Annotated in this window: 14 protein-coding genes, 1 tRNA gene and 1 pseudogene; 11 read left to right on the forward strand and 5 right to left on the reverse strand. The window is 72.1% G+C overall.

Going from position 1 to position 20,215, the window contains the following annotated elements; all coding sequences use genetic code 11:
* From nrfD to HGBR_RS13880, 3 genes are all read left to right on the forward strand, one after another.
* The coding region (gene nrfD, locus HGBR_RS13870) for an NrfD/PsrC family molybdoenzyme membrane anchor subunit (protein ID WP_147522520.1) at positions 1–1,128 on the forward strand (1,128 nt) is incomplete at its 5' end.
* A 255-nt stretch (positions 1,129–1,383) separates the two neighbouring features.
* The gene (locus HGBR_RS13875) at positions 1,384–2,868 is read left to right on the forward strand and encodes an aldehyde dehydrogenase (NADP(+)) (RefSeq protein WP_019159950.1); all 1,485 of its coding nucleotides are present in this window, start codon (positions 1,384–1,386) and stop codon (positions 2,866–2,868) included.
* A complete protein-coding gene (locus HGBR_RS13880) occupies positions 2,865–4,148 on the forward strand; it encodes a fumarylacetoacetate hydrolase family protein (RefSeq protein ID WP_315968876.1) in 1,284 nt (427 codons plus the stop codon). Before HGBR_RS13875 ends, HGBR_RS13880 begins: the two co-directional genes overlap by 4 nt.
* 224 nt (positions 4,149–4,372) lie before the next feature.
* On the opposite strand, the gene HGBR_RS13885 is transcribed toward HGBR_RS13880, so the two are convergent.
* Both HGBR_RS13885 and selD read right to left on the reverse strand, forming a co-directional pair.
* The gene (locus tag HGBR_RS13885) at positions 4,373–5,686 is read right to left on the reverse strand and encodes an anaerobic C4-dicarboxylate transporter family protein (RefSeq protein ID WP_261795176.1); all 1,314 of its coding nucleotides are present in this window, start codon (positions 5,684–5,686) and stop codon (positions 4,373–4,375) included.
* Positions 5,687–5,751: 65 nt separating this feature from the next.
* Positions 5,752–6,789, reverse strand: a complete 1,038-nt coding sequence (gene selD / locus HGBR_RS13890; RefSeq protein WP_083882907.1) for a selenide, water dikinase SelD — start codon at positions 6,787–6,789, stop codon at positions 5,752–5,754.
* Positions 6,790–6,880: 91 nt separating this feature from the next.
* Between selD and HGBR_RS13895 the strand changes: the two genes are divergently transcribed.
* The 3 genes and pseudogenes from HGBR_RS13895 to selB form a co-directional block, all read left to right on the forward strand.
* A tRNA-Sec gene (locus HGBR_RS13895) sits at positions 6,881–6,975 on the forward strand.
* A 29-nt stretch (positions 6,976–7,004) separates the two neighbouring features.
* Complete coding sequence (gene selA, locus HGBR_RS13900; RefSeq protein WP_019159954.1) at positions 7,005–8,381, forward strand: L-seryl-tRNA(Sec) selenium transferase; 1,377 nt, start codon at positions 7,005–7,007, stop codon at positions 8,379–8,381.
* 104 nt (positions 8,382–8,485) lie between these two features.
* Positions 8,486–10,381 (forward strand): annotated as a pseudogene (selB, locus tag HGBR_RS13905) (selenocysteine-specific translation elongation factor); the annotation flags it as partial.
* On the opposite strand, the gene HGBR_RS13910 reads toward selB, so the two are convergent.
* The gene (locus tag HGBR_RS13910; protein WP_019159956.1) at positions 10,378–11,190 is read right to left on the reverse strand and encodes an ABC transporter ATP-binding protein; all 813 of its coding nucleotides are present in this window, start codon (positions 11,188–11,190) and stop codon (positions 10,378–10,380) included. The pseudogene selB and the gene HGBR_RS13910 sit on opposite strands and share 4 nt — an antisense overlap.
* Positions 11,191–11,473: 283 nt before the next feature.
* On the opposite strand from HGBR_RS13910, the gene HGBR_RS19070 reads away from it, so the two are divergent.
* Positions 11,474–12,520, forward strand: coding sequence for a hypothetical protein (locus HGBR_RS19070; RefSeq protein ID WP_147522512.1), 1,047 nt, complete (start codon positions 11,474–11,476; stop codon positions 12,518–12,520).
* A gap of 11 nt (positions 12,521–12,531) precedes the next feature.
* Here HGBR_RS19070 and HGBR_RS13920 read toward each other — a convergent pair whose 3' ends face one another.
* On the reverse strand, positions 12,532–14,154 hold the full coding sequence (locus HGBR_RS13920; protein ID WP_019159959.1) for a TIGR01777 family oxidoreductase: 1,623 nt from the start codon (positions 14,152–14,154) through the stop codon (positions 12,532–12,534).
* A gap of 99 nt (positions 14,155–14,253) precedes the next feature.
* Complete coding sequence (locus tag HGBR_RS13925; protein ID WP_019159960.1) at positions 14,254–14,907, reverse strand: GntR family transcriptional regulator; 654 nt, start codon at positions 14,905–14,907, stop codon at positions 14,254–14,256.
* A 164-nt stretch (positions 14,908–15,071) separates the two neighbouring features.
* Between HGBR_RS13925 and HGBR_RS13930 the strand changes: the two genes are divergently transcribed.
* Genes HGBR_RS13930 through HGBR_RS13945 form a run of 4 tightly spaced genes read left to right on the forward strand, consistent with a single transcriptional unit; the run spans position 15,072 to position 20,151 of the window.
* Positions 15,072–16,289: a sarcosine oxidase subunit beta family protein gene (locus tag HGBR_RS13930; RefSeq protein WP_019159961.1), complete on the forward strand. Its 1,218-nt coding sequence runs from the start codon at positions 15,072–15,074 to the stop codon at positions 16,287–16,289.
* A 10-nt stretch (positions 16,290–16,299) separates the two neighbouring features.
* The gene (locus HGBR_RS13935; protein ID WP_019159962.1) at positions 16,300–16,608 is read left to right on the forward strand and encodes a sarcosine oxidase subunit delta; all 309 of its coding nucleotides are present in this window, start codon (positions 16,300–16,302) and stop codon (positions 16,606–16,608) included.
* Complete coding sequence (locus HGBR_RS13940) at positions 16,605–19,514, forward strand: 2Fe-2S iron-sulfur cluster-binding protein (protein WP_019159963.1); 2,910 nt, start codon at positions 16,605–16,607, stop codon at positions 19,512–19,514. Before HGBR_RS13935 ends, HGBR_RS13940 begins: the two co-directional genes overlap by 4 nt.
* Positions 19,507–20,151 carry a sarcosine oxidase subunit gamma gene (locus tag HGBR_RS13945; protein WP_019159964.1) on the forward strand — a complete coding sequence of 215 codons (645 nt, stop codon included), beginning with the start codon at positions 19,507–19,509 and terminating at the stop codon, positions 20,149–20,151. Before HGBR_RS13940 ends, HGBR_RS13945 begins: the two co-directional genes overlap by 8 nt.
* Positions 20,152–20,215: the final 64 nt, after the last annotated feature.

Raw genomic sequence — 20,215 nt, forward strand, 5'->3', positions numbered from 1 at the left:
CTGAGTCGAGGCGCCGACGGCGGGCGCGAGATGCCCATGGTCGAGGACGTCGAGTTCACGTCGTACTACGGGCGGCCCATCGTCAAGGCGCCGCCGTGGGGCGATGAGATCGCCGCGTACCTGTTCCTGGGCGGTCTGGCCGGCGGTTCCGCGCTGCTGGGGCTGGGCGCGCAGCTGACGGACCGGCCCGCGCTGCGGTCCAGGACGCGACTGACGGCGCTCGCCGCGCTTGGGCTGGGCACCGTCGCGCTCATCGAGGACCTGGGCCGGCCCGACCGCTTCCTCAACATGATGCGCACCGTCAAGATCACCTCGCCCATGAGCCTGGGGTCGTGGATCCTGGGCGGATTCGGGTCGACCGCGGGTGTCGTCGCGGTGCTCGAGGTCGACCGGCTGACGGGCGAGCGGATCCCCCTGGGGCCGCTGTCGCCCGCGCGCACGCTGCTGCAGGCGGTCGAGACGCCGGCGGCGGTGACATCGGTCGTGTTCGCGGCCCCGCTGGCCGCCTACACAGGCGTGCTGCTGGGCGCCACGGCGGTGCCCACCTGGAATGCAGCGGGACGGAACGGTCTGCCGGTCGTCTTCGCGGCCTCGGCGTCGTTGGCGGCCGGCGGTGCCGCGATGGTGACGACACCGGTGGCCCAGGCCGGGCCCGCGCGGGTGTTCGCGCTCCTGGGGACCGTCGTGGAGCTCGCGGCGATGCGCGTCATGAAGAACCGGATGCATCCGGCGGAGGTCGAGCCGATGGAGTCGGGCGAGCCCGGCCGGCTGCTGCACCGGGCCGAGGTGCTGGCGCTCGCCGGGGGCGTCGCGACCGCGGCACTCGAAGTGGGCGCGCGGGTGTTCGAAGCGCGGGTGGCGCGCGGCCTCGGCGGCTCCGGCGCGAGTGGCTCTGGTGCGGGTGGTTCCGGCGGCTGGCGGACGGGCGTGCGCGTGGGGCTGCAGATCGGCTCGGCGGTGGCGGGAGCGGCACTGGCGGCGGCCTCGGCGTTCACGCGGCAGGGGATGCTCAAAGCGGGCATCGAGTCGACGAAGGACCCGCGCCACGTCGTGGTGCCGCAGCGCGACCGGCTGGAGGCGCGACGACAGGCCGGCATCACCCACGACTCCATTACGACGACCGGCTGAGGCGCGGCGCCCCGCCGGCGGCGCGTGCTCAGGAGACCCACGCTACTCGTTCGTATAGTGTTGGGGTGAAACCTATATTCCACGAGGCGGCGATTCGCCCGCGGACGACGTCGCCGTAGTGCCCGGCCCCGCCGGTCCGCCCACGACAGCCCGACCACCGTGCTCAGGCATGCGCGACCGGCCGGAACCGGACCGCCGCAGTCCCGACAGACCACACTCGACTCAGACAGTGAGATCCTCGAAAGGAGCACATTCATGACTGAGACCACTCGCACCGCACCCGCCGCCCCGCAGGGGGTCGCCGGCACGGATGAGGTCGTCCGCGCCGCTCACCAGGCGTTCCTCGAAGCGCGCACCCGCACCCGCGACGAGCGCGCCGCCTGGATGGACGCGATCGCCGACGCCCTCGAAGCGAACCGCGAGGAGCTCGTGCCGCTCGCGATGGAGGAGTCGAACCTCCCCGACGCGCGCCTGAACGGCGAACTCACCCGCACCGCGTTCCAGCTGCGCCTGCTGGCCCAGGAGGCCCGCCGCGGCGAGTTCCTGGGCGCCACGATCGACCACGCGGACGCTGACTGGGGCATGGGCCCCCGCCCCGACCTGCGCCGAATCAACGTGCCGCTGGGCGTCGTGGGCGTCTTCGGCGCCTCGAACTTCCCGTTCGCGTTCTCCGTCATCGGCGGCGACTCCGCCTCCGCACTGGCCGCCGGCTGCGCCGTCGTCCACAAGCTGCACCCCGCCCACGAGGGCCTGGCCCGCCGCACCGCGCAGATCGTCGCGGACGCGCTGACCGCCGCCGGCGCCCCGGCCGGCCTCTTCGGCGCCGTCGAGGGCTTCGAGGCCGCGCAGGCCCTCGTCGACCACCCGCAGGTCAAGGCCGTGGGCTTCACCGGCTCGGAGGCGGGCGGCCGCGCCCTCTTCGACCGCGCCGTCGCCCGCCCGGAGCCCATCCCGTTCTACGGCGAGCTGGGCTCCCTCAATCCCGTCGTCGTCACCGAGGCCGCCTGGGCCGCCCAGGGCGAGGACCTGCTGGCCGGCTGGATCGGCTCCATGACGATGGGCACGGGCCAGTTCTGCACGAAGCCCGGCCTGCTGCTGCTGCCGGAGACCGCCGCCGAGGCCGCGGAGACGGCCCTGCCCCGGCTCGCCTCCGAAGTCGCCCCCTCCGTCGGCATGCTCACCGAGTCGATCCGCGACGGCTTCGTCGCGAAGCGCGACGAGGTGGCCGGTTCGGAGGGTGTCGACGTGCTGGTCGCCGGTGACGGAGCGAACCCGCCCGCCCCGGGCGTGCTGCGTGTGCGCGCGGCGGAGCTGTCCGGTGACGCGGCCGCGATCCGCACGGAGATGTTCGGCCCCGCCGCCGTCCTCATCACCTACGCGGACACGGCAGAGCTCGAGCAGGCCCTCGACCTGCTGGGCGGACAGCTGACCGGCACGATCCACAGCGCGGACGGCGAGGACATCACCCGCGTCCTCCAGCTGCTCCAGGACCGCTGCGGTCGCGTGCTGCGCGGTGGATGGCCCACCGGCGTCACCGTCTCCTACGCGCAGTACCACGGAGGCCCGTACCCCGCCGCGACCCAGCACGGGACGAGCGTGGGCACCGCCGCGATCGACCGCTGGCTGCGCGGCGTCGCGTTCCAGGACATGGAGGACGCGATGCTGCCGCTGGAGCTCCAGGAGTCCAACCCCACCGGCATCGCCCGTCGCGTCGACGGTGCGTGGGTGGCGGCGCAGTGACGGCGGAGAAGGAGACTGCGGAGGTCGTGTCCGTGGAGGCGACCGGGCAGGCGGCAGGTGTTGCGGCCTCGGCGGCGGTGGTGACCGCACGGGACGTCCTGCCGGTCGACCAGACCGCCGGCACCTTCGTGGGCCGGGTCTGGGACCCGGCGCGCGGTGTGCCCGTGCCCGTCGCCCTGCGGGGCGCTCAGGTGTGGGATGCCTCGGAGCTGGCCGGGACCTCGGCGTCGCTGTTGGAGCGCGAGGGCCTGGCACTGGATCTGGCCGGCCTCTTCGCGACCCCAGCCACGTGGAGCGTCGACGATGTGCGGCTGCCGCAGGAGCTGGACGCGGGCGACGATCCGGCGCGGCCGTCCGCGCTCACCCTCCTGGCGCCCATCGACCTGCAGGTCATCAAGGCCTGCGGGGTCACGTTCGCGGGTTCGATGATCGAGCGGCTCATCGAGGAGCGGGCCGGCGGCGACCCGGGCAGCGCACAGCGGATCCGGGAGGAGATGACGCAGGCAGTGGGGGTCGACCTCGCCGCGATCGTGCCCGGCAGTCCGGAGGCCGCGGCCGTCAAGGAGCAGCTGCTCTCCTTGGGCTGGTGGTCGCAGTACCTGGAGGTGGGGCTGGGGCCGGACCCGGAGGTCTTCACGAAGGGGCCGCTGCTGTCCGCCGTGGGCAGCGGCGACGCGATCGGGATCCCGGCGTTCTCCGCGTGGAACAACCCGGAGCCGGAGCTCACGCTGGTCGTGACGGCCGACGGACGGATCGCGGGCGTGACCCTGGGCAACGACGTGAACCTGCGCGACGTCGAGGGGCGGTCCGCGCTGCTGCTGGGCATGGCGAAGGACAACAACCGGTCGACGGCCCTGGGTCCTGTCATCCGAGTGTTCGACGAGTCCTTCACCCTGGACGATGCGCGCAGCGTCGAGATCGAGCTGCGCGTCGAGGGCGCATCCGAGGCGGACGGCGGCGACGGCTTCGTGCTGGACGGGCTCAACACCGTGGGTGCGCTCAGCCGCACGTTCGAGCGCCTCGTCGAGGCGACGCTGGGTGACCACCACCAGTACCCGGACGGCTGCGTCATCCTCACGGGCACGCTCTTCGCCCCCACGCTCGACCGGGATGCGCCCGGCGAGGGGTTCACGCACAAGCACGGCGACGTCGTCACGATCGCCAACCCGCGCCTGGGCCGACTGGTCAGCACGGTCGGTCCCACCGAGCAGCTGGCACCGTGGACCTACGGCGTCCGCCAGCTCGTCGCGGACCTGAGCGCGGCAGGCCTGCAGGCGTAGGGCGACTGCGCGGCAGCGCGGAGTGTGAGGGCGGACGCGGGCCGCGCGGCAGCGCGGAGTGTGAGGGGCGTCAGCGAAGCTGGTGCCCCTCATCGTCTGCACCGAAGGAGACGCACCATGGCCACCTGGATCATCACCGGCTGTTCGACAGGTCTGGGGCGCTCACTCGCCGCCCCCGTCGTGGACGCAGGCCACAGTGCAGTCCTCACCTGCTGTTGACTCCGTCAGTGCCTCACGATCGAGCCGATGGCCGCCCCGGCAAGCATGGTGACGAGTGTGACCATGATGGAGGGGACGAAGAACGAATGGTCGTAGAGTCGGCGTCCGAGCTTCGTCGAACCCGTCTGATCGAACGCAGCAGCCGCGATCTGCAGTCCGTTGGTGGGAAGGAGATAGATGCCTCCCAGGCCTCCGACCCACAGGCCGACGGTGAGGGCGATCGGTATGCCGGCATCCAGACCGATGGGCACGATCGCCAGGGTCGCTGTTGATTGGCTGGTGGTCAGCACTGCTATCAGGAAGACGGCGATGGCCATCGCGAACGGCCATGCGTGCACCCACTCGCCCAGGCTCGCGAAGACCGTCTCAGCATGGGCGTCGAGGAAGGTGTTGATCATCCAGGCCAAGCCGAAGAAGGCGATGGCTGCCACCATGCCACCGCGGAAGATGTCCGCGGACGGGACGGAGTCCAGCTGAGGTCGTCCGACGATGAGAATCGCCGTTGATGTGACCAGCATGACCAACTGGATCATCACACCGACGCCCACGACGTCCCCCTCGCCGTTCGAGGGTCGGAGAGCCGGAAAGAGTCCGAACGCGACGACGCTGAGGACTCCCGCGAAGTACACCAGCGCACTTGCACGTGCGCGGGGCGTGATGCCTGTGGTCACGGTGGTCAGGCCCGTGATACCCGGAGGGGCGTCCCTCGCGGTGACGGCAGGACGGGTGTCGGGTCCACCCCACCGACTGACGAGCACCGACGTGACGACAATGCCCACAGCCGCTGCCGGAACGGTCACGACCATGATCTGCAGGATGCTCCAGCCCCCTGCCGGCTGCACGTCCATGATGGAGACCATGACCGCCATGGCTGCGGAGACGGGGGAGCACGCCAGTGCCACACTCGTCGCCACCACTGAGACGCTCATGGGCTTCGAGGGCCGCACTCCTGATCGCTCTGCGACCTCCTGGATCACGGGCAGGAGCGAGAAGAGGATGTTCGAGGTTCCTGCACCCACAGAGAAGAGGAAAGACACCAGGGGAGCCACGATGGTCACACTTCGCGGCCTCTTCACGATGACTCGAGCAGCGAGCGAGATCATCCAGTCGATTCCACCCGCGGCCTGCAGGACGGAGGTGGCGAGGATGACGGCCACGATGATCAGCAGAGCATCCACGGGAGGGGCTCCGATGTCCTCGCCGAAGACGAAGACGAGAAGAGCTGTGCCGACTCCTCCCCACAGTCCGATGCCGACTCCGCCAGCGCGGACACCCAGAAGGATCGCCCCGAGGACGATCATCGCTTCTGTCAGAAGCATGACTGTCTGCACCCGCGCATGTCCTTCCTGATGGTGCTGAGGCCCCAGCAGCAGGGCCGTGCGTCTCAGCGGATGTCGATGCCGTCTCCCGCGACGGTCTCGCCGATGACGGGATAGCCGGGGACCTCGCCCACGACCAGCAGGCCGCCGGACGTCTGCGCGTCGGCCAGCGCGAGGAGGTCGTCCTCCGTGATGCCGACACCCGCGCGCACGTGCGGGCGAACCCAGTCCAGGTTGCGGCGGGTGCCGCCGGAGACGTAGCCGTCGCGCAGGGCCTCGGCCGCACCGTCCAGCAGCGGGACCGCGGAGCGGTCGAGGACGGCGCCCACGCCCGAGGCCCGCAGCATCTTGTGCAGGTGACCCAGCAGGCCGAAGCCGGTGACGTCCGTCGCGGCGGTGGCCCCGGCCTCGAGCGCGGCGGCCGCGGCATCGCGGTTGAGCGTCGTCATCGAGTCGATCGCGGAGGCGAAGACCTCGCCGGTGGACTTGTGGCGGTTGTTCAGCAGTCCCACGCCCACGGGCTTCGTGAGGGTGATGGGCAGGCCCGCGGCGGCGGCGTCGTTGCGCAGCAGCCTGTCCGGGTGGGCGGTGCCGGTGACGGCCATGCCGTAGGTGGGTTCGGGACCGTCGATCGAGTGTCCGCCGATGACAGGGACGCCCGCGTCGCCCGCGACGGCCAGTCCGCCGCGCAGGACCTCGGTCATGAGCTCCATCGGGAGGGCCTCGCGCGGCCAGGCGATGAGGTTGATCGCGACGACGGGGGTACCGCCCATCGCGTAGATGTCGCTCATCGCGTTTGCGGCGGCGATGCGGCCCCAGTCGTACGCGTCGTCGACGACGGGGGTGAAGAAGTCCGCGGTGGAGAGGACTGCGAGCCCATCCTGGATGCGGACTGCGGCGGCGTCATCGCCGTCGTCGAGGCCCACGAGGACCTGCTCGAAGTCCTGGCCGGCCAGCGACGCGACGGCGGTCTCCAGCTCGCCGGGCGGGATCTTGCACGCGCAGCCGCCGCCTGCGGCCATCGTCGTGAGGCGGACTGCGGGAGCCGAAAGGGTGGGAAGAGGGGTGCCGTAAGCCGGTGCGGCGTCGCCATCGATGCTCATGCCGGGGAGTCTACGGGTGATCCGGGCTGTCAGGCCCCCGGGTTCGTATGCCGAGGGTTCCGTGTCCGGGATGCCTGGTAGTTTCACGGATGGAGGCGTCCGCGTCCTGGTGGTCGCCCCGGTCTTCAAAACCGGTGAAGCCCAGCATCTGGGCTTGGCGGGTTCGATTCCCGTCCGCCTCCGCCAATCTCTGGAGCCCCGATGGAGGAGTGTCCGTGGACGACGACAACGCAGCCGGCCCCGCAGACCCGCGCCGGCGGATCCCGCGCACGGACGCCCTGCTGGCGCACCCGCGGGTGGCCGCCGCCGTCGCCTCCCTGGGCCGGTCCGTCGTCCTGGGCCTCATCCGGGCCGCACAGGACCGTGCCCGGTCCGGTGACATCGCGCCCGAGGCCGTGGAGACGGAGCTGCTGGCCTCCCTCGAGTCGTCCCGGGCCTCGTCGCTCACCCCGGTGCTCAACGCGACCGGCGTCGTCGTCCACACGAACCTGGGCCGGGCCCCGCTGTCCCCGGCCGCGCAGCGGGCGCTGGCGGACGCCGCCGGGTACACGGACCTCGAGTTCGACCTTGTGTCCGGGGCGCGCGCCCGGCGGGGAGCGGCTGCGCGCGCCGCGCTGCTGGCCGCGTGCCCGGCGGCGGAGGACGCGCTGGTCGTGAACAACGGGGCGGCCGCCCTCATGCTCGCCACGACCGCGCTCGCCCGGGACGCGGGCGTCGCGATCAGCCGCGGCGAGTTCGTGGAGATCGGGGCGGGCTTCCGCCTGTCCGACCTCATCGAGTCCACCGGTGTGCGCCTCGTCGAAGTGGGGACGACGAACCGCACCCACCTGGAGGACTACGAGCGGGTGCTGGGCGAGGTCGCGGCCGTCCTGTCCGTCCACCGCTCGAACTTCCGGATCGAGGGGTTCACGGCGGACGCGGACCTGCGGGAGCTGGCGGACCTGTGCCACGCGCGCGACGTGCCCCTCATCGTCGACCTGGGCAGCGGACTGCTGGCGCCGGAACCGGCGCTGCCCAAGGAGCCAGACGCGGCCTCGGTCCTGGCAGCCGGAGCGGACGTCGTCATCGCCTCCGGGGACAAGCTGCTGGGCGGCCCGCAGGCCGGGATCCTGCTGGGACGGGCGGAGGCCCTCGCGACCCTGGCCCGGCATCCGATGGCGCGCGCGGTGCGGGCGGACAAGCTCACGCTCGCCGCGCTCGAGGCGACGCTGACCGCCGGTGACCCGCCGGTCCAGCAGGCGCTGCACACGGATCCGCAGGACCTGCGAGAGCGGACGGAGACCGTCGCGTACGAAGCGCGGTCCGCCGCGATGGACCATGCGGGGCGGGTCGCGATGGTCGCAGTGCTCGTCGTGGAGCACGCGGGACGCGTGGGCGGCGGTGGGGGCACCGGCGTCGACCTGCCCGGCTGGGCGATCGCGCTGCCGGAGGCCGCGGCGGCGCCGCTGCGGACCGGGACGCCGGCGGTCGTGACGCGGGTGCACGAGGGACGCTGCCTCGTCGACCTCCGCTGCGTGCCCCAGGACCAGGACGGTGCGCTGGCGGACGCGATCGGGCGGGTGCTGGCGGATCTGTCCGCCGGACGTGCGTGACGGGGGCAGGTGTGGCGGCAGCGGGGACAGGAGAGTCTGGGCCGGATCCGGCGGGCCGGACGTCGGCTCGGACGGGGTCGGAGTCAGCGAGGCGGGCTTCGTTCGTCGTCACGACGGCCGGGCACGTGGATCACGGGAAGTCGACGCTGGTGCGGGCGCTCACGGGGATCGAGCCGGATCGCTGGGACGAGGAGCGCCGGCGCGGCCTGACGATCGATCTGGGGTTCGCGTGGACGACGCTGCGCAGCGGCCGCACCGTGTCCTTCGTCGATGTGCCGGGGCACGAGCGGTTCCTGGGCAACATGCTGGCCGGCGTGGGCCCCGCGCCGATCGTGCTCTTCGTCGTCGCGGCGGACGAGGGGTGGATGCCCCAGTCCGGCGATCACCGGGACGCGATCGCGGCGCTGGGCATCGCGCACGGCCTGCTGGTCGTGACGCGGGCGGACCTGGCGCCGGACGGAGTGGACGCCGTGGTGGCGCGAGCGCGGGCGGAACTGGCGGACACGGGTCTGGCGGAGGCGCCGGCCGTCGTCGTGTCCGGGACGACTGGGCAGGGGGTCGACGAACTCCGTGAGCGGCTGGATGCGGTCCTCGCCGCGGCACCGGCCCCGGATCCGCACGCGCGCATCCGCCTGTGGATCGACCGCGCCTTCACGATCTCCGGCGCCGGCACCGTCGTCACGGGCACCCTGGGCGGTGGGACGCTGCGACCCGACGATGAACTGGTGCTGGTGGGCGCCGAGGACGCCGGCGGGCGCGCGGTCACCGTGCGCGGGATGCAGAGTCAGGACGCGGCCGTCGAGGTGCTGGGTCCCGTCACCCGTGCCGCGGTGAACCTGCGCGGGGTGCCGGCGGATGCCGTGCATCGCGGTGATGTCCTACTGAGCACGGGTGCCTGGGGCCTCACGTCCGTCGTCGATGTCCGCGGGCTGACGGGGGAGTCGCTGGAAGAGGCGCCGCGCGAGCTCACCGCGCACGTGGGGACCGCCGCGGTGACGGCGACGGTGCGGCCGCTGGGTAAGACGCACGCGCGGCTGACGCTGGCTCGGTCGCTGCCGCTGACGCTGGGGGACCGTGTGCTGCTGCGTGCCCCCGGTGATCGTGCGGTGTACGCGGGTGTCCAGGTGCTCGACGTCGACCCGCCGGAGCTCGCCCGCCGCGGGGACGCGCGCCGCCGGGCGGAGCAGCTGGCCGACATGCGGCCGGAGGGCGACCTGGCGACGGAGGTGCGGCGCCGCGGCGCCGTGCCGGTGAGCGTGTTGGGATCGGCGGGCCTGGAGGTGCCGGACGACGGCGCACTGCCTGCGGGAGTGCGGCGCGTGCGGGATGTGCTGGTCGACGAGGAACGGCTGGCGAGCTGGGCGCAGGCGCTGGGGGAGGCGGTCCGTGCAGAGCTCGCCGCGGATCCGCTGTCACCGGGGCTGACGGGCAAGGCGGCGGTCGACCGGTTGGGGCTGCCGGACCTGACCGGTGCGGGAGGTGACGTGCAGGCGGGGGTGCGGGCGGCCTCGGCGCTGTTGAGCGCGATCGTGCGGGAGGCGGAGCTGACCGTGGACGCCGGACGGATCCGCCCGCCGGGAGCCCCACGGACGATGGGGACGGCGGAGCCGGCGATCGCGGTGCTCGAGGACCAGTGGACCAGGGCACCGTTCCGGGCGCCGGAGGCCCGTGATCTCGACCGGCTGCGGCTGGGTGCGCGCGAGCTCGCGGCGGCGGAAGCGCAGGGTCGCCTCGTGCGGCTGGGCGGGCAGGACGCGCGCGGCGGCGCCGGTGCCCGCGGAGGCACGGCTGGTCAGGGCGATCCGATCGTGCTGGGGCCGGGAGCGCCGGCGCAGGCGATGCGGGTCCTGGCCGCACTGCCGCAGCCGTTCACCACGAGCCAGGCGCGGCAGGCTCTCGACACGACCCGGAGGACCGTCATCCCGCTGCTGGAGCATTTGGACACGCGGGGGTGGACGAAGCGACTGGACGCGGGCCACCGGGAAGTCGTGCGGTCTTAGCGAGAGCTCCGGTTCGTGCGGGCGCTCCAGCGGCCGTCGTCGTAGCGGACCGCGATGGGGTGGTCGAAGACGGCGGTGACATTCTCTGTGGTGAGGACATCGCGGGCCGGTCCGTGCGCCAGCGGTGCGCCGTCGCGCAGCAGGAGCGCATGCGTGACGGACGACGGGATCTCCTCGAGGTGGTGCGTGACGAGGACCGTCGTGAGGTCGGGGTGCTCGGCGGGGAGGATCTCGAGGGTCTCCATGAGCTGCTCGCGGGCGGCGACGTCCAGACCCGTGGCCGGTTCGTCCAGGAGGAGCAGGTCCGGATCGGCCATGAGGGCACGAGCGATGAGGGTGCGTCCGCGCTCGCCCTGGGACAGGGTGGGCCAGGCGGCGTGTGCGCGGTCGGCCAGGCCGAAGCGGTCGAGGAGCCCCAGTGCCCTCTCGTTCTGCTCCGGTGTGGGCTCCCATCGGAGCATCGTCTCGATCGTCCCGGTCAGACCGGTGAGCGTCACGTGGAGGGCGGTGAGCTTCGAGCGCAGGGGGTGGCGCGGATTCACGTGCCCGATCTGTTCGCGCAGGGCGCGGAGCTCGACGCGGCCCACCCGATGCCCCAGCACGTCGACGGTCCCACTGGTGGGGTGCCCCATCCCGCCGGCCAGACTGAGGATCGTGCTCTTGCCCGCCCCGTTTGGGCCCAGCATCACCCAGTGCTGGCCGCGGCCCACCGCGAAGGAGACGCCGGGGAGGATGACGGTGGAGGCGCGTCGGACCGTGACGTCGTCGAAGACGAGTGCGGCGGTGGGGCTTGCGGGGGCTGTGTGCACGGGGCTCCTGTGCTGGCGGTTGGCTGGGAAGCGGGTGTCGCGCCGCTCACACGAGAGTGCCACAACCGCGGATCCGTGGACCTCGGCGGGTCCCGGCTGTCAGGCGACCACCAGATTCGCGGGCGGCTCCCCAGGATCCCCTGAAGTGAGTGGGCGAGGCTTCCGGGAATCAGGATGGGGAGGGATGCCGGTGTCTGTGACACGAGGATTCGAGAGCCCGGGGCGAGTGCAGGATCGTGAGGCCCAGAGGGGCGCGAGCGGGAGTGACGAAGTCCGGGGAGGCGTGTACGGGGGAGGAGAACCTGCGGGGCACCACCTGCGTAACGACGGTGCGCCCACGACCGCGCAGATGCTGCCGGTCGTCACGGACGACCTGGCCCAGGTCCCCGCGTATGCCGGGGACGTGTCCACCGGACACGTGACCAGCGGACAGGCGGCCGCCTCCGGTGAGTCCGAGACCAAAGACGGCAACGGCGTCTCTGCCACGTCGCTGGTCGCGGGTGCGGCCGCGGCGGCGACCTCGTCCGTCATCGGCGGCCAGCTGGGAGTGGCGGGCACCGTCCTGGGAGCAGGGCTGGCGAGCGTGGTCACCGCCGTGGCGGTGACGTTCTACAGCCGAGGTCTGGACAAAGGCAAGGAGAAGGTCCAGAGGGCCGTCGCGAAGATCGGCCCGGTGCCGAACGCGAAGGATGGGCGCACGATCGCGATCGCGACGGATGAGCCACTCACCTGGCGGCAGAAGCTGCGGCGCAAGCGGGTCCTCTACCCGGTGGTGATCGGTGCGGCGACCTTCCTCGTGGGCATCGGCGCGGTCGTGGTCGCCGAGCAGGTGACGGAGAACGACATCTCACCCGGGACCTCGCAGATCTCGCGGTCGATCACGGGGGATGCGAGCGAGGGTGAGGGGACCTCGGGAACGGAGGAGACCGGCACCGGTGAGGCGGGCACCGGCGACACGGGCGGCTCGACCGGGTCGAACGGTGGTGCGGAACGGCAGGGGACGGGTCAGCAAGTCCCGGCCGACGAAGGCGGTTCCGGCACGGACGACGGGACCGGTGACCAGGAGGGCACGGGCGAGCAGGGCACCGGCCAGGAGTCCGACTCAGGAGCGGGTGAGGGCACCGGCGCGGACGGGTCCTCGGACAGCGGCGGCTCGTCCGGGTCGGGTTCGTCCGACGGAGGCTCGGCGGGGAGCGGCGGGTCCGGCGGAGGTGCGGGCGGCGACGCGAACTCGCAGGGCGGCGGTTCCATGGAGAGCGGATCGGGCAGCGGGAGCGATACGAGCGCGCAGGGCGCAGGCCAGGAGTCCGGCACCGCCGACGATGCCTGACGTCAGCGGGGTCAGGGGCCCAGTTCCTCGATGAGGCAGTCGCGCAGCTGAGGGTGGGCGAACTCGAATCCGACCGACTCCAGCGCGGTGGGGACGACGTTCTGACCGGCGAGGGCGAGCTCATCGGCCCCGTCGTCGCCCAGCAGGAGCGCGGGACCCAGTCGCGGCACAGGGAGGAGCGCCGGCCTGCGCAGATGTTTCCCCATCGTCTTCGCGAACTCCGTCTGCCGCACGATGCCCGGCGCCACCGCGTTGACGGGCCCGGAGAGGGAGTCGTCGACGATCGCACGCGCGTAGACGCGGACGAGGTCGTCGTGGCCGATCCACGGGAACCACTGGTCGCCGGAGCCCAACCGGCCACCGGCACCGGCCAGATAGAGCGGAACCTGCAGGGCGAGCAGACCGCCCAGGCCGCTGAGCACGAGCCCGGTCCGGACGGACACCCAGCGGACACCGGAGGCCTCCACCGCGGCGGCCTCGTCCTCCCAGGCCCGGCAGACATCGGCGAGGAAGCCGGTGCCGGCGGGTGCGGCCTCGGCGGCGGGGGTGCGACGGTCCGTGCCGTAGTAGCCGACCGCCGAGGCGCTGATGAACGCCTCCGGGCGATCTGCCGGCGGCAGCGCGGCGATCGTCCTGACGAGCAGGCGGGTCGATGCGATGCGGGAGGCGAGGATCTCCTCTTTCGCCGCGTCCGTGAGGCGACCCGCGATGCTGCGGCCGGCCAGGTGGACGACGACGTCCGCCCATGCGAGGTCGTCGCGCAGGAGGACATTCGCGCGGGGATCCCAGTGGGACTCCTGGTCAGGTGCCTCGCCGGTGGACGCGAAGCGGGTGGGAGGAGTGGGGGTGGATGCGGGTGTGTGGGCGTAGGCGGCGGTGGCGCGGGGAGCCGCACCGTGCGTGCCCGTCCGGGGCTCCTGCCGGACGAGGCGGCGGACCGTGTGGCCGGCGGTCGTCAGCAGTGCGGTGAGCTGGGTTCCCACCAGACCGGACGCGCCGGTCACGAGGATGCGCAACGGCCGGTCGCCGCCCGTCGTGGGCGCGTCGATGCTGCGGAGGAATGCGAACTCGCGGGTCAGGCGGGTGGTGCGGGCGGCGAAGGTGCGCTCGAGGTTCGTGAGCATCGCGGACTCAGGGAGTCCGGAGCCGGGGAGACGGGAGAGCCGTCCCGGCAGCTGCGGGAGCTCGAGATCGACGGTGTCCTCGATGAGGGTGGAGGAGCCGGGACTCGCGGCGGCCTCGGGAGCGGGGGAGGTGTGGGGTCGGAAGACGTGCCGGTGCTCCCACGAGCGCAGCGGGACGCGCGGGGAGTCGACCATGCGGTCGGCGAATCCGTAGGCGGTGCCGGTGTGGGTGGAGTCGTCCAGGGCGGCGGGAACAGCGGTGAGCGGGGCGATGGCGGGATCGTCCAGAGCGTCGTGCTCCGACTGCCAGGGGAGGCGGATCGCGCCGCGGGACCCGGGTGCGGCGATCTTCATGCGCGTGCGGGTGCCGGGGACGGCGGGATCGCCCTCCTGGACTACCGTCTGCGCCCAGTGCGGGGACAGGCGGGTGACGGCGCCGGGCAGCGCGTGCCAGCGGACCACCTGGTCGAGCGGGGCGGCCAGGGATTCCTGCGAGTGGAACCGGGTCATGCGCGTCCCTTTCAGTGGCTCGGACGGCGACCGGTCCGAGACCACCGGTCGGCTGGTCCGAGACTACGGGTGCGGAGCCGCAAGCGGAAGGCGAATGGCCTACGCGAGGGCGGAGCGGACGGTGGCCTCGAACTCGCGGACGTGGGTGCCTGCCTCCGCGCCGGCCCGGTCCTCGTCGCCTGCGAGGATCGCCTCGAGGAGGTCGACGTGGTCGCGGATGTGACCGATGAGATCCGGGATCCGCGGCAGCGCGAGGCACCAGATGCGCGTGGCCAGATCGTCGAGGTGGACGAGGGACTCCTGCAGGTGGAGGTTGTCGACCGCGCGGTAGACGAGCCGGTGGACCTCCAGATCGCTCTCGATGAGCGTCCGCGCGTCCTGCTCCGGGTCGAGGTCGCGGATCCGCGCGATCGCCTGGGTGAACTCCGCGCGCAGCTGAGGGGTGATGTTCCGCGAGGCGCGGCGCGCGGCGATCGGCTCGAGCGCCTCGCGCATCTCTGTGATCGCCGCGAGGTCCGTGATGTTCACGTTGCTGGCGAAGGTTCCGCGACGCGGGTAGGAGACGACGAGGTGCTCACCCTCGAGGCGCTTGAGTGCCTCGCGGATGGGTGTCCTTCCCACACCCAGCTCAGCGCTGAGGGATGCCTCGTTGATGGCGTCGCCCGGGGGAATGTCGAGCATGATGAGGCGATGTCGGAGGACCTCGTAGGCCTGGTCGGCCAGGGACGACCCGCCGTTCCGGATGTCTGGCACAGGCGTCACCTCCTGGTCGTGAGTCTCGTGTCTCAGAGCTCTTGCGCGGCTGGATTTCCGCCGCTTACACTACAGGAACACAACTGATATATTAGTTGACTATTAAAGGCGCCGGCGGTGGTGCCGTCGATCGCCCCTCGCATCGCAGAGATCGGAGCCCGCTGATGGCTGACCTCCTCCCCGAGCACCCGGACTTCCTGTGGCGCAATCCGGAGCCGAAGAAGTCCTACGAGGCCGTCATCGTGGGCGGCGGCGGGCACGGCCTGGCCACCGCCTACTACCTGGCGAAGAACCACGGGATGACGAACATCGCGATCCTGGAGCGCGGCTGGCTGGCCGGCGGCAACATGGCGCGCAACACGACGATCATCCGCTCGAACTACCTCTGGGACGAGTCCGCTGCGATCTACGAGAAGTCCCTCAAGCTCTGGGAGCAGCTGCCCGAGGAGCTCGACTACGACTTCCTCTTCTCCCAGCGCGGCGTGCTCAACCTCGCCCACACCCTCCAGGACGTGCGCGAGTCGCAGCGCCGGGTGGGCGCCAACCGGCTCAACGGCGTCGACGCGGAATGGCTGGACCCCCAGCAGGTCAAGGAGGTCTGCCCGATCATCAACATCAGCGACGACCTCCGCTACCCGGTCATGGGCGCCACCTACCAGCCGCGCGCCGGCATCGCGAAGCACGACCACGTCGCGTGGGCATTCGCCCGCAAGGCGGATGAGATGGGCGTCGACATCATCCAGAACTGCGAGGTCACCGGCATCGACCGCGTGGGCGACCAGGTCGTGGGCGTGCAGACGAACCTGGGCCCGATCGCCACGGAGAAGGTCGCCCTCGCCGTCGCAGGCGACTCCTCGGGACTCGCCGACATGGCCGGGGTCCGCCTGCCGATCCAGACCCACCCGCTGCAGGCGCTGGTCTCTGAGCTCTTCGAGCCCGTGCACCCCACGGTCGTCATGTCGAACCACGTCCACGTCTACGTCTCGCAGGCGCACAAGGGCGAGCTCGTCATGGGCGCCGGGATCGACTCCTACAACGGCTACGGCCAGCGGGGCGGCTTCCACGTCATCGAGGAGCAGCTGGCCGCAGCGGTCGAGCTCTTCCCGATCTTCGCCCGTGCGCACCTGCTGCGGACGTGGGGCGGCAACGTCGACGTCACCCTCGACGCCTCCCCGGTCGTGTCGAAGACGGAGGTCCAGGGCCTCTACGTCAACTGCGGCTGGGGCACGGGCGGCTTCAAGGGGACGCCGGGGGCGGGCTTCACCTACGCCCACACGATCGCGAACGACGAACCGCACCCGCTCAACGCCCCCTTCGCCCTGGACCGCTTCGAGACCGGTCACCTCATCGACGAGCACGGCGCCGCTGCCGTGGCGCACTGAAAGGTCCGACATGCTGCTCATCCACTGCCCCCACTGCGGGCCGCGCGACGAGACGGAGTTCCACTACGGCGGGCAGGCCCACGTGGCCTACCCCGAGGACCCGTACGCGCTGTCCGACCGCGAGTGGGCGGAATACCTGTTCTACCGCGACAACGACCGCGGCGCCTTCGCCGAGCGCTGGAGCCACAGCGCCGGCTGCCGCAAGTGGTTCAACGCCGTCCGCGACACGGCCACCTACGAGTTCACCGCGATCTACCCGATGGGATCTCCCCGCCCCGCCGCCGGAGCATCCGCCACCACTGAAGGAGGGGCTCGATGACGACCTCCACCCGTCTGCCCGGTGCCACCGGGATCGACACCGGTCGCCCGATCACCTTCACCGTCGACGGCACCGCCTACTCCGGATACGTCGGCGACACGATCGCCAGCGCCCTCATCGCGGCCGGTCGCCTGGACTGCGGCGCCTCGACCTACCTGGGACGGCCCCGCGGCATCCTGGGCGCCGGCGTTGAAGAGTCCAACGCCCTCGTCCGCGTGCATGCCCGGTACCCCGGCGACATCTCCGAATCGATGCTGCCGGCCACCCGCGTCCCGATCGCCGAGGGCCTGCAGGCGGACTACCTGTCCGGCCTCGGCATCCTCGACCCCGGCCAGGATGAGCAGACGTACGAGCACACGCACGTCCACACCGACGTCCTCGTCGTGGGCGCCGGGCCCGCCGGGCTCGCCGCCGCGCGCGAGGCCGGGAAGTCCGGTGCACGCACCCTGCTGCTGGACGACCAGATCCTGCCGGGCGGCTCCCTCCTGGCGGAGGGACCGGCCACGGCCCAGACCATCGACGGCCACGACGCGATCGACTGGGTCGAGAACACCGTCGCGGGCTTCGCGGAGCACGAGGAGCTCACCTACGTCCCGCGCACCACGGTCTTCGGCAGCTACGACTCGAACTACTTCGTCGCCCTCGAGGACCGGACCGAGGCCGTCGCCGCCGCGGGCGGTCGCGGCGTCCGCCAGCGCGTCTGGCACATCCGTGCCGGTCAGGTCGTGCTCGCCACCGGCGCGCACGACCGGCCGATCGTCTTCGCGGACAATGACCGTCCAGGCATCATGCTCGCCTCCGCCGTGCGCACCTACCTGGGCCGCTATGGCGTCGCCGCGGGGCAGCGGGTCGCCGTCGCCACGACGAACGACCACGCGTACGCCCTCGTGACCGACCTGCACGCGGCCGGTGTCGAGGTGGCGGCGGTGGTCGACTCCCGGACCACGGCCTCGGCGGTGGCCGCGAGCGTCACCGAGGCCACGGGCACCCGCCTCCTCCTGGGGTCCGCCGTCACCGGCACCGCCGGGGACGGCCCGGCGGGCCGGGTCAGCGCGATCACCGTGGCGGGTCTGGATGCGGACGGCGTGGCGGCGGCCGGGGGCGAGGAGATCGCCGTCGACCTGCTGGCCGTCTCCGGCGGGCACTCGCCCGTCATCCACCTGCACGGTCAGCGCAAGGGCCAGATCCACTGGCGCGCGGACATCGCGGCCTTCGTGCCCACGACGCCGGTCCGCGACCAGTTCACGGCTGGTGCGGTCACCGGGGACCAGTCCCTCGAGGCGGCACTGCGGCAGGGAGCGGAGGCGGGGAACGCAGCCGCGAACCGGACCGGGTTCCCCGCCGCCCTGGCCGTTCCCGAGGCCGCGGCGACGGCGTACGCGGCCGACCGCCCGCTGTGGCTCGTCACCACCGCGGAGGACGACCACGCGAACCTGGCCACGCACTTCGTCGACCTCCAGCGCGACCAGACGGTCGCGGACGTGCAGCGGGCGATGGGCGCGGGCATGCGCTCGGTCGAGCACATCAAGCGGTACACGTCGATCTCGACGGCCAACGACCAGGGGAAGACCTCCGCGGTCAACGCGATCGGAGCGATCGCCCGGGTGCTGGGGGAGACCGACGACCTGGGCAGCGTGGGGCACACGACCTTCCGCGCCCCCTTCGCGCCGGTGCCGTTCGCGGCGCTGGCCGGCCGGCGGAAGGGCGACCTGTTCGACCCGGCGCGGGTCACGTCGATCCACCCGTGGCACGTGGAGCACGGGGCCGAGTTCGAGGACGTCGGTCAGTGGAAGCGCCCCTGGTACTACCCGCAGCCCGGCGAGGACATGGACGCCGCGGTCCTGCGCGAATGCCGGGCCGTGCGCGAATCCGTGGGCTTCCAGGACGCCTCGACCCTGGGCAAGATCGAGATCCGCGGGGCGGATGCCGGTGAGTTCCTCAACCGCATCTACACGAACGGGTTCAAGAAGCTGGCCGTGGGCAAGGGCCGCTACGGCCTCATGTGCAAGCCCGACGGGATGATCTTCGACGACGGCGTGACCCTGCGCGTGGCGGACGACCGCTTCTACATGACGACGACCTCCGGCGGGGCGGCGACCGTCCTCGAGTGGCTCGAGGAGTGGCACCAGACGGAGTGGCCGGACCTCGACGTCGTTGTCACCTCGGTGACCGAGCAGTGGTCGACCGTCGCGGTCGCCGGCCCCCGGTCGCGCGACGTCATCGCGAAGATCGCCCCGGACCTCGACGTGTCGAACGACGCCTTCGAGTTCATGGGCTTCCGCGAGACGACGCTGGCGAACGGGATCCCGGCGCGCATCTGCCGGGTCTCCTTCTCCGGTGAGCTCGCGTTCGAGGTCAACGTCGAGACGTTCTACGGGCTCACCGTGTGGGAGGCGATCGCCCAGGCGGGCGCGGAGTTCGACATCACCCCGTACGGCACGGAGACCATGCACGTGCTGCGGGCGGAGAAGGGCTTCATCATCGTCGGCCAGGACACGGACGGCACGGTCACCCCGCAGGACGCCGGCATGGAGTGGATCGTCTCGAAGCTCAAGGACTTCGTGGGCAAGCGCTCCTACTCGCGGGTCGACACGGCCCGTGAGGACCGGAAGCACCTGGTGGGCGTGCTGCCCGTCGACGGGACCACCCGGCTGGCCGAGGGCGCGCAGCTCGTCGCCGAGGGCACCCCGATCACCCCCGAGGCCGGACCGGTGCCGATGATCGGCCACGTCACCTCGTCCTACATCTCGACCAGTCTGGAGCGGCCCTTCGGGCTCGCCCTCGTGGAGAACGGCCGAGGCCGTATGGGCGAGATCATCCAGTCCCCGCGGGGGGACACCCTGGTCGACGTCGAGATCACCTCGCCCGTCTTCTACGATCCGGAAGGGAACCGCCGCGATGGCTGATACGACCCACTCCGCGCGCACTGTCGATCTCGACGCGCTGCGCGTCTCCCCGGCCGCACACCTGAGCGAGCAGATGTCCCGGGCGAGTGCCGCGGGCGGCGACGCAGTCGCCCTGCGGGAACTGCCGTTCACGGTCCAGGTGGGCCTGCGCGCCCAGCCGGGCACGGCCTCGGGCACGGCGCTCGAGGAGGCCTACGGCCTCCCGCTGCCCCGCAGCGTGGGCGAGGTGACCGGCGCCGGTGCGGGACTCCACATCCTGTGGCTCTCACCGGACGAGTTCCTGGCCGTCGACGTCTCCCGGCGGCAGCGGCCGGGAGAGACGGCCCAGGCGGAGGCGGCCCTCGAAGGGCTGCCCGGGCAGGTCGTCGACCTCTCCGCCAACCGGACGATCCTCGAGCTGAGCGGTGAGCAGGCCCGCGCGGTGCTGGAGAAGAGCTGCCGCGCGGACCTCCACCCGCGCGCCTTCGGCGTGGGATCCGCGATCGTCACCGCGCTGGGACCCGTGCCGGTCATCCTCCACCACTCCGCGGAGCACGAGTACCGGGTGCTCCCGCGGGCCAGCTTCGCCGACTTCACGGTGCGCTGGCTGCTGGACGGGATGGCGGAGTTCCTGGCCGTCGAAGCCGTCGCCGGCTGACCGAGACCGCCGGCTGACTGAGGCCAGCACCTCACCCCCGTCACATCTGCACCATCGTCACAGG

The organism is Brevibacterium senegalense (assembly GCF_000285835.1).
In the GTDB taxonomy this organism is placed as follows: Bacteria; Actinomycetota; Actinomycetes; order Actinomycetales; family Brevibacteriaceae; genus Brevibacterium; species Brevibacterium senegalense.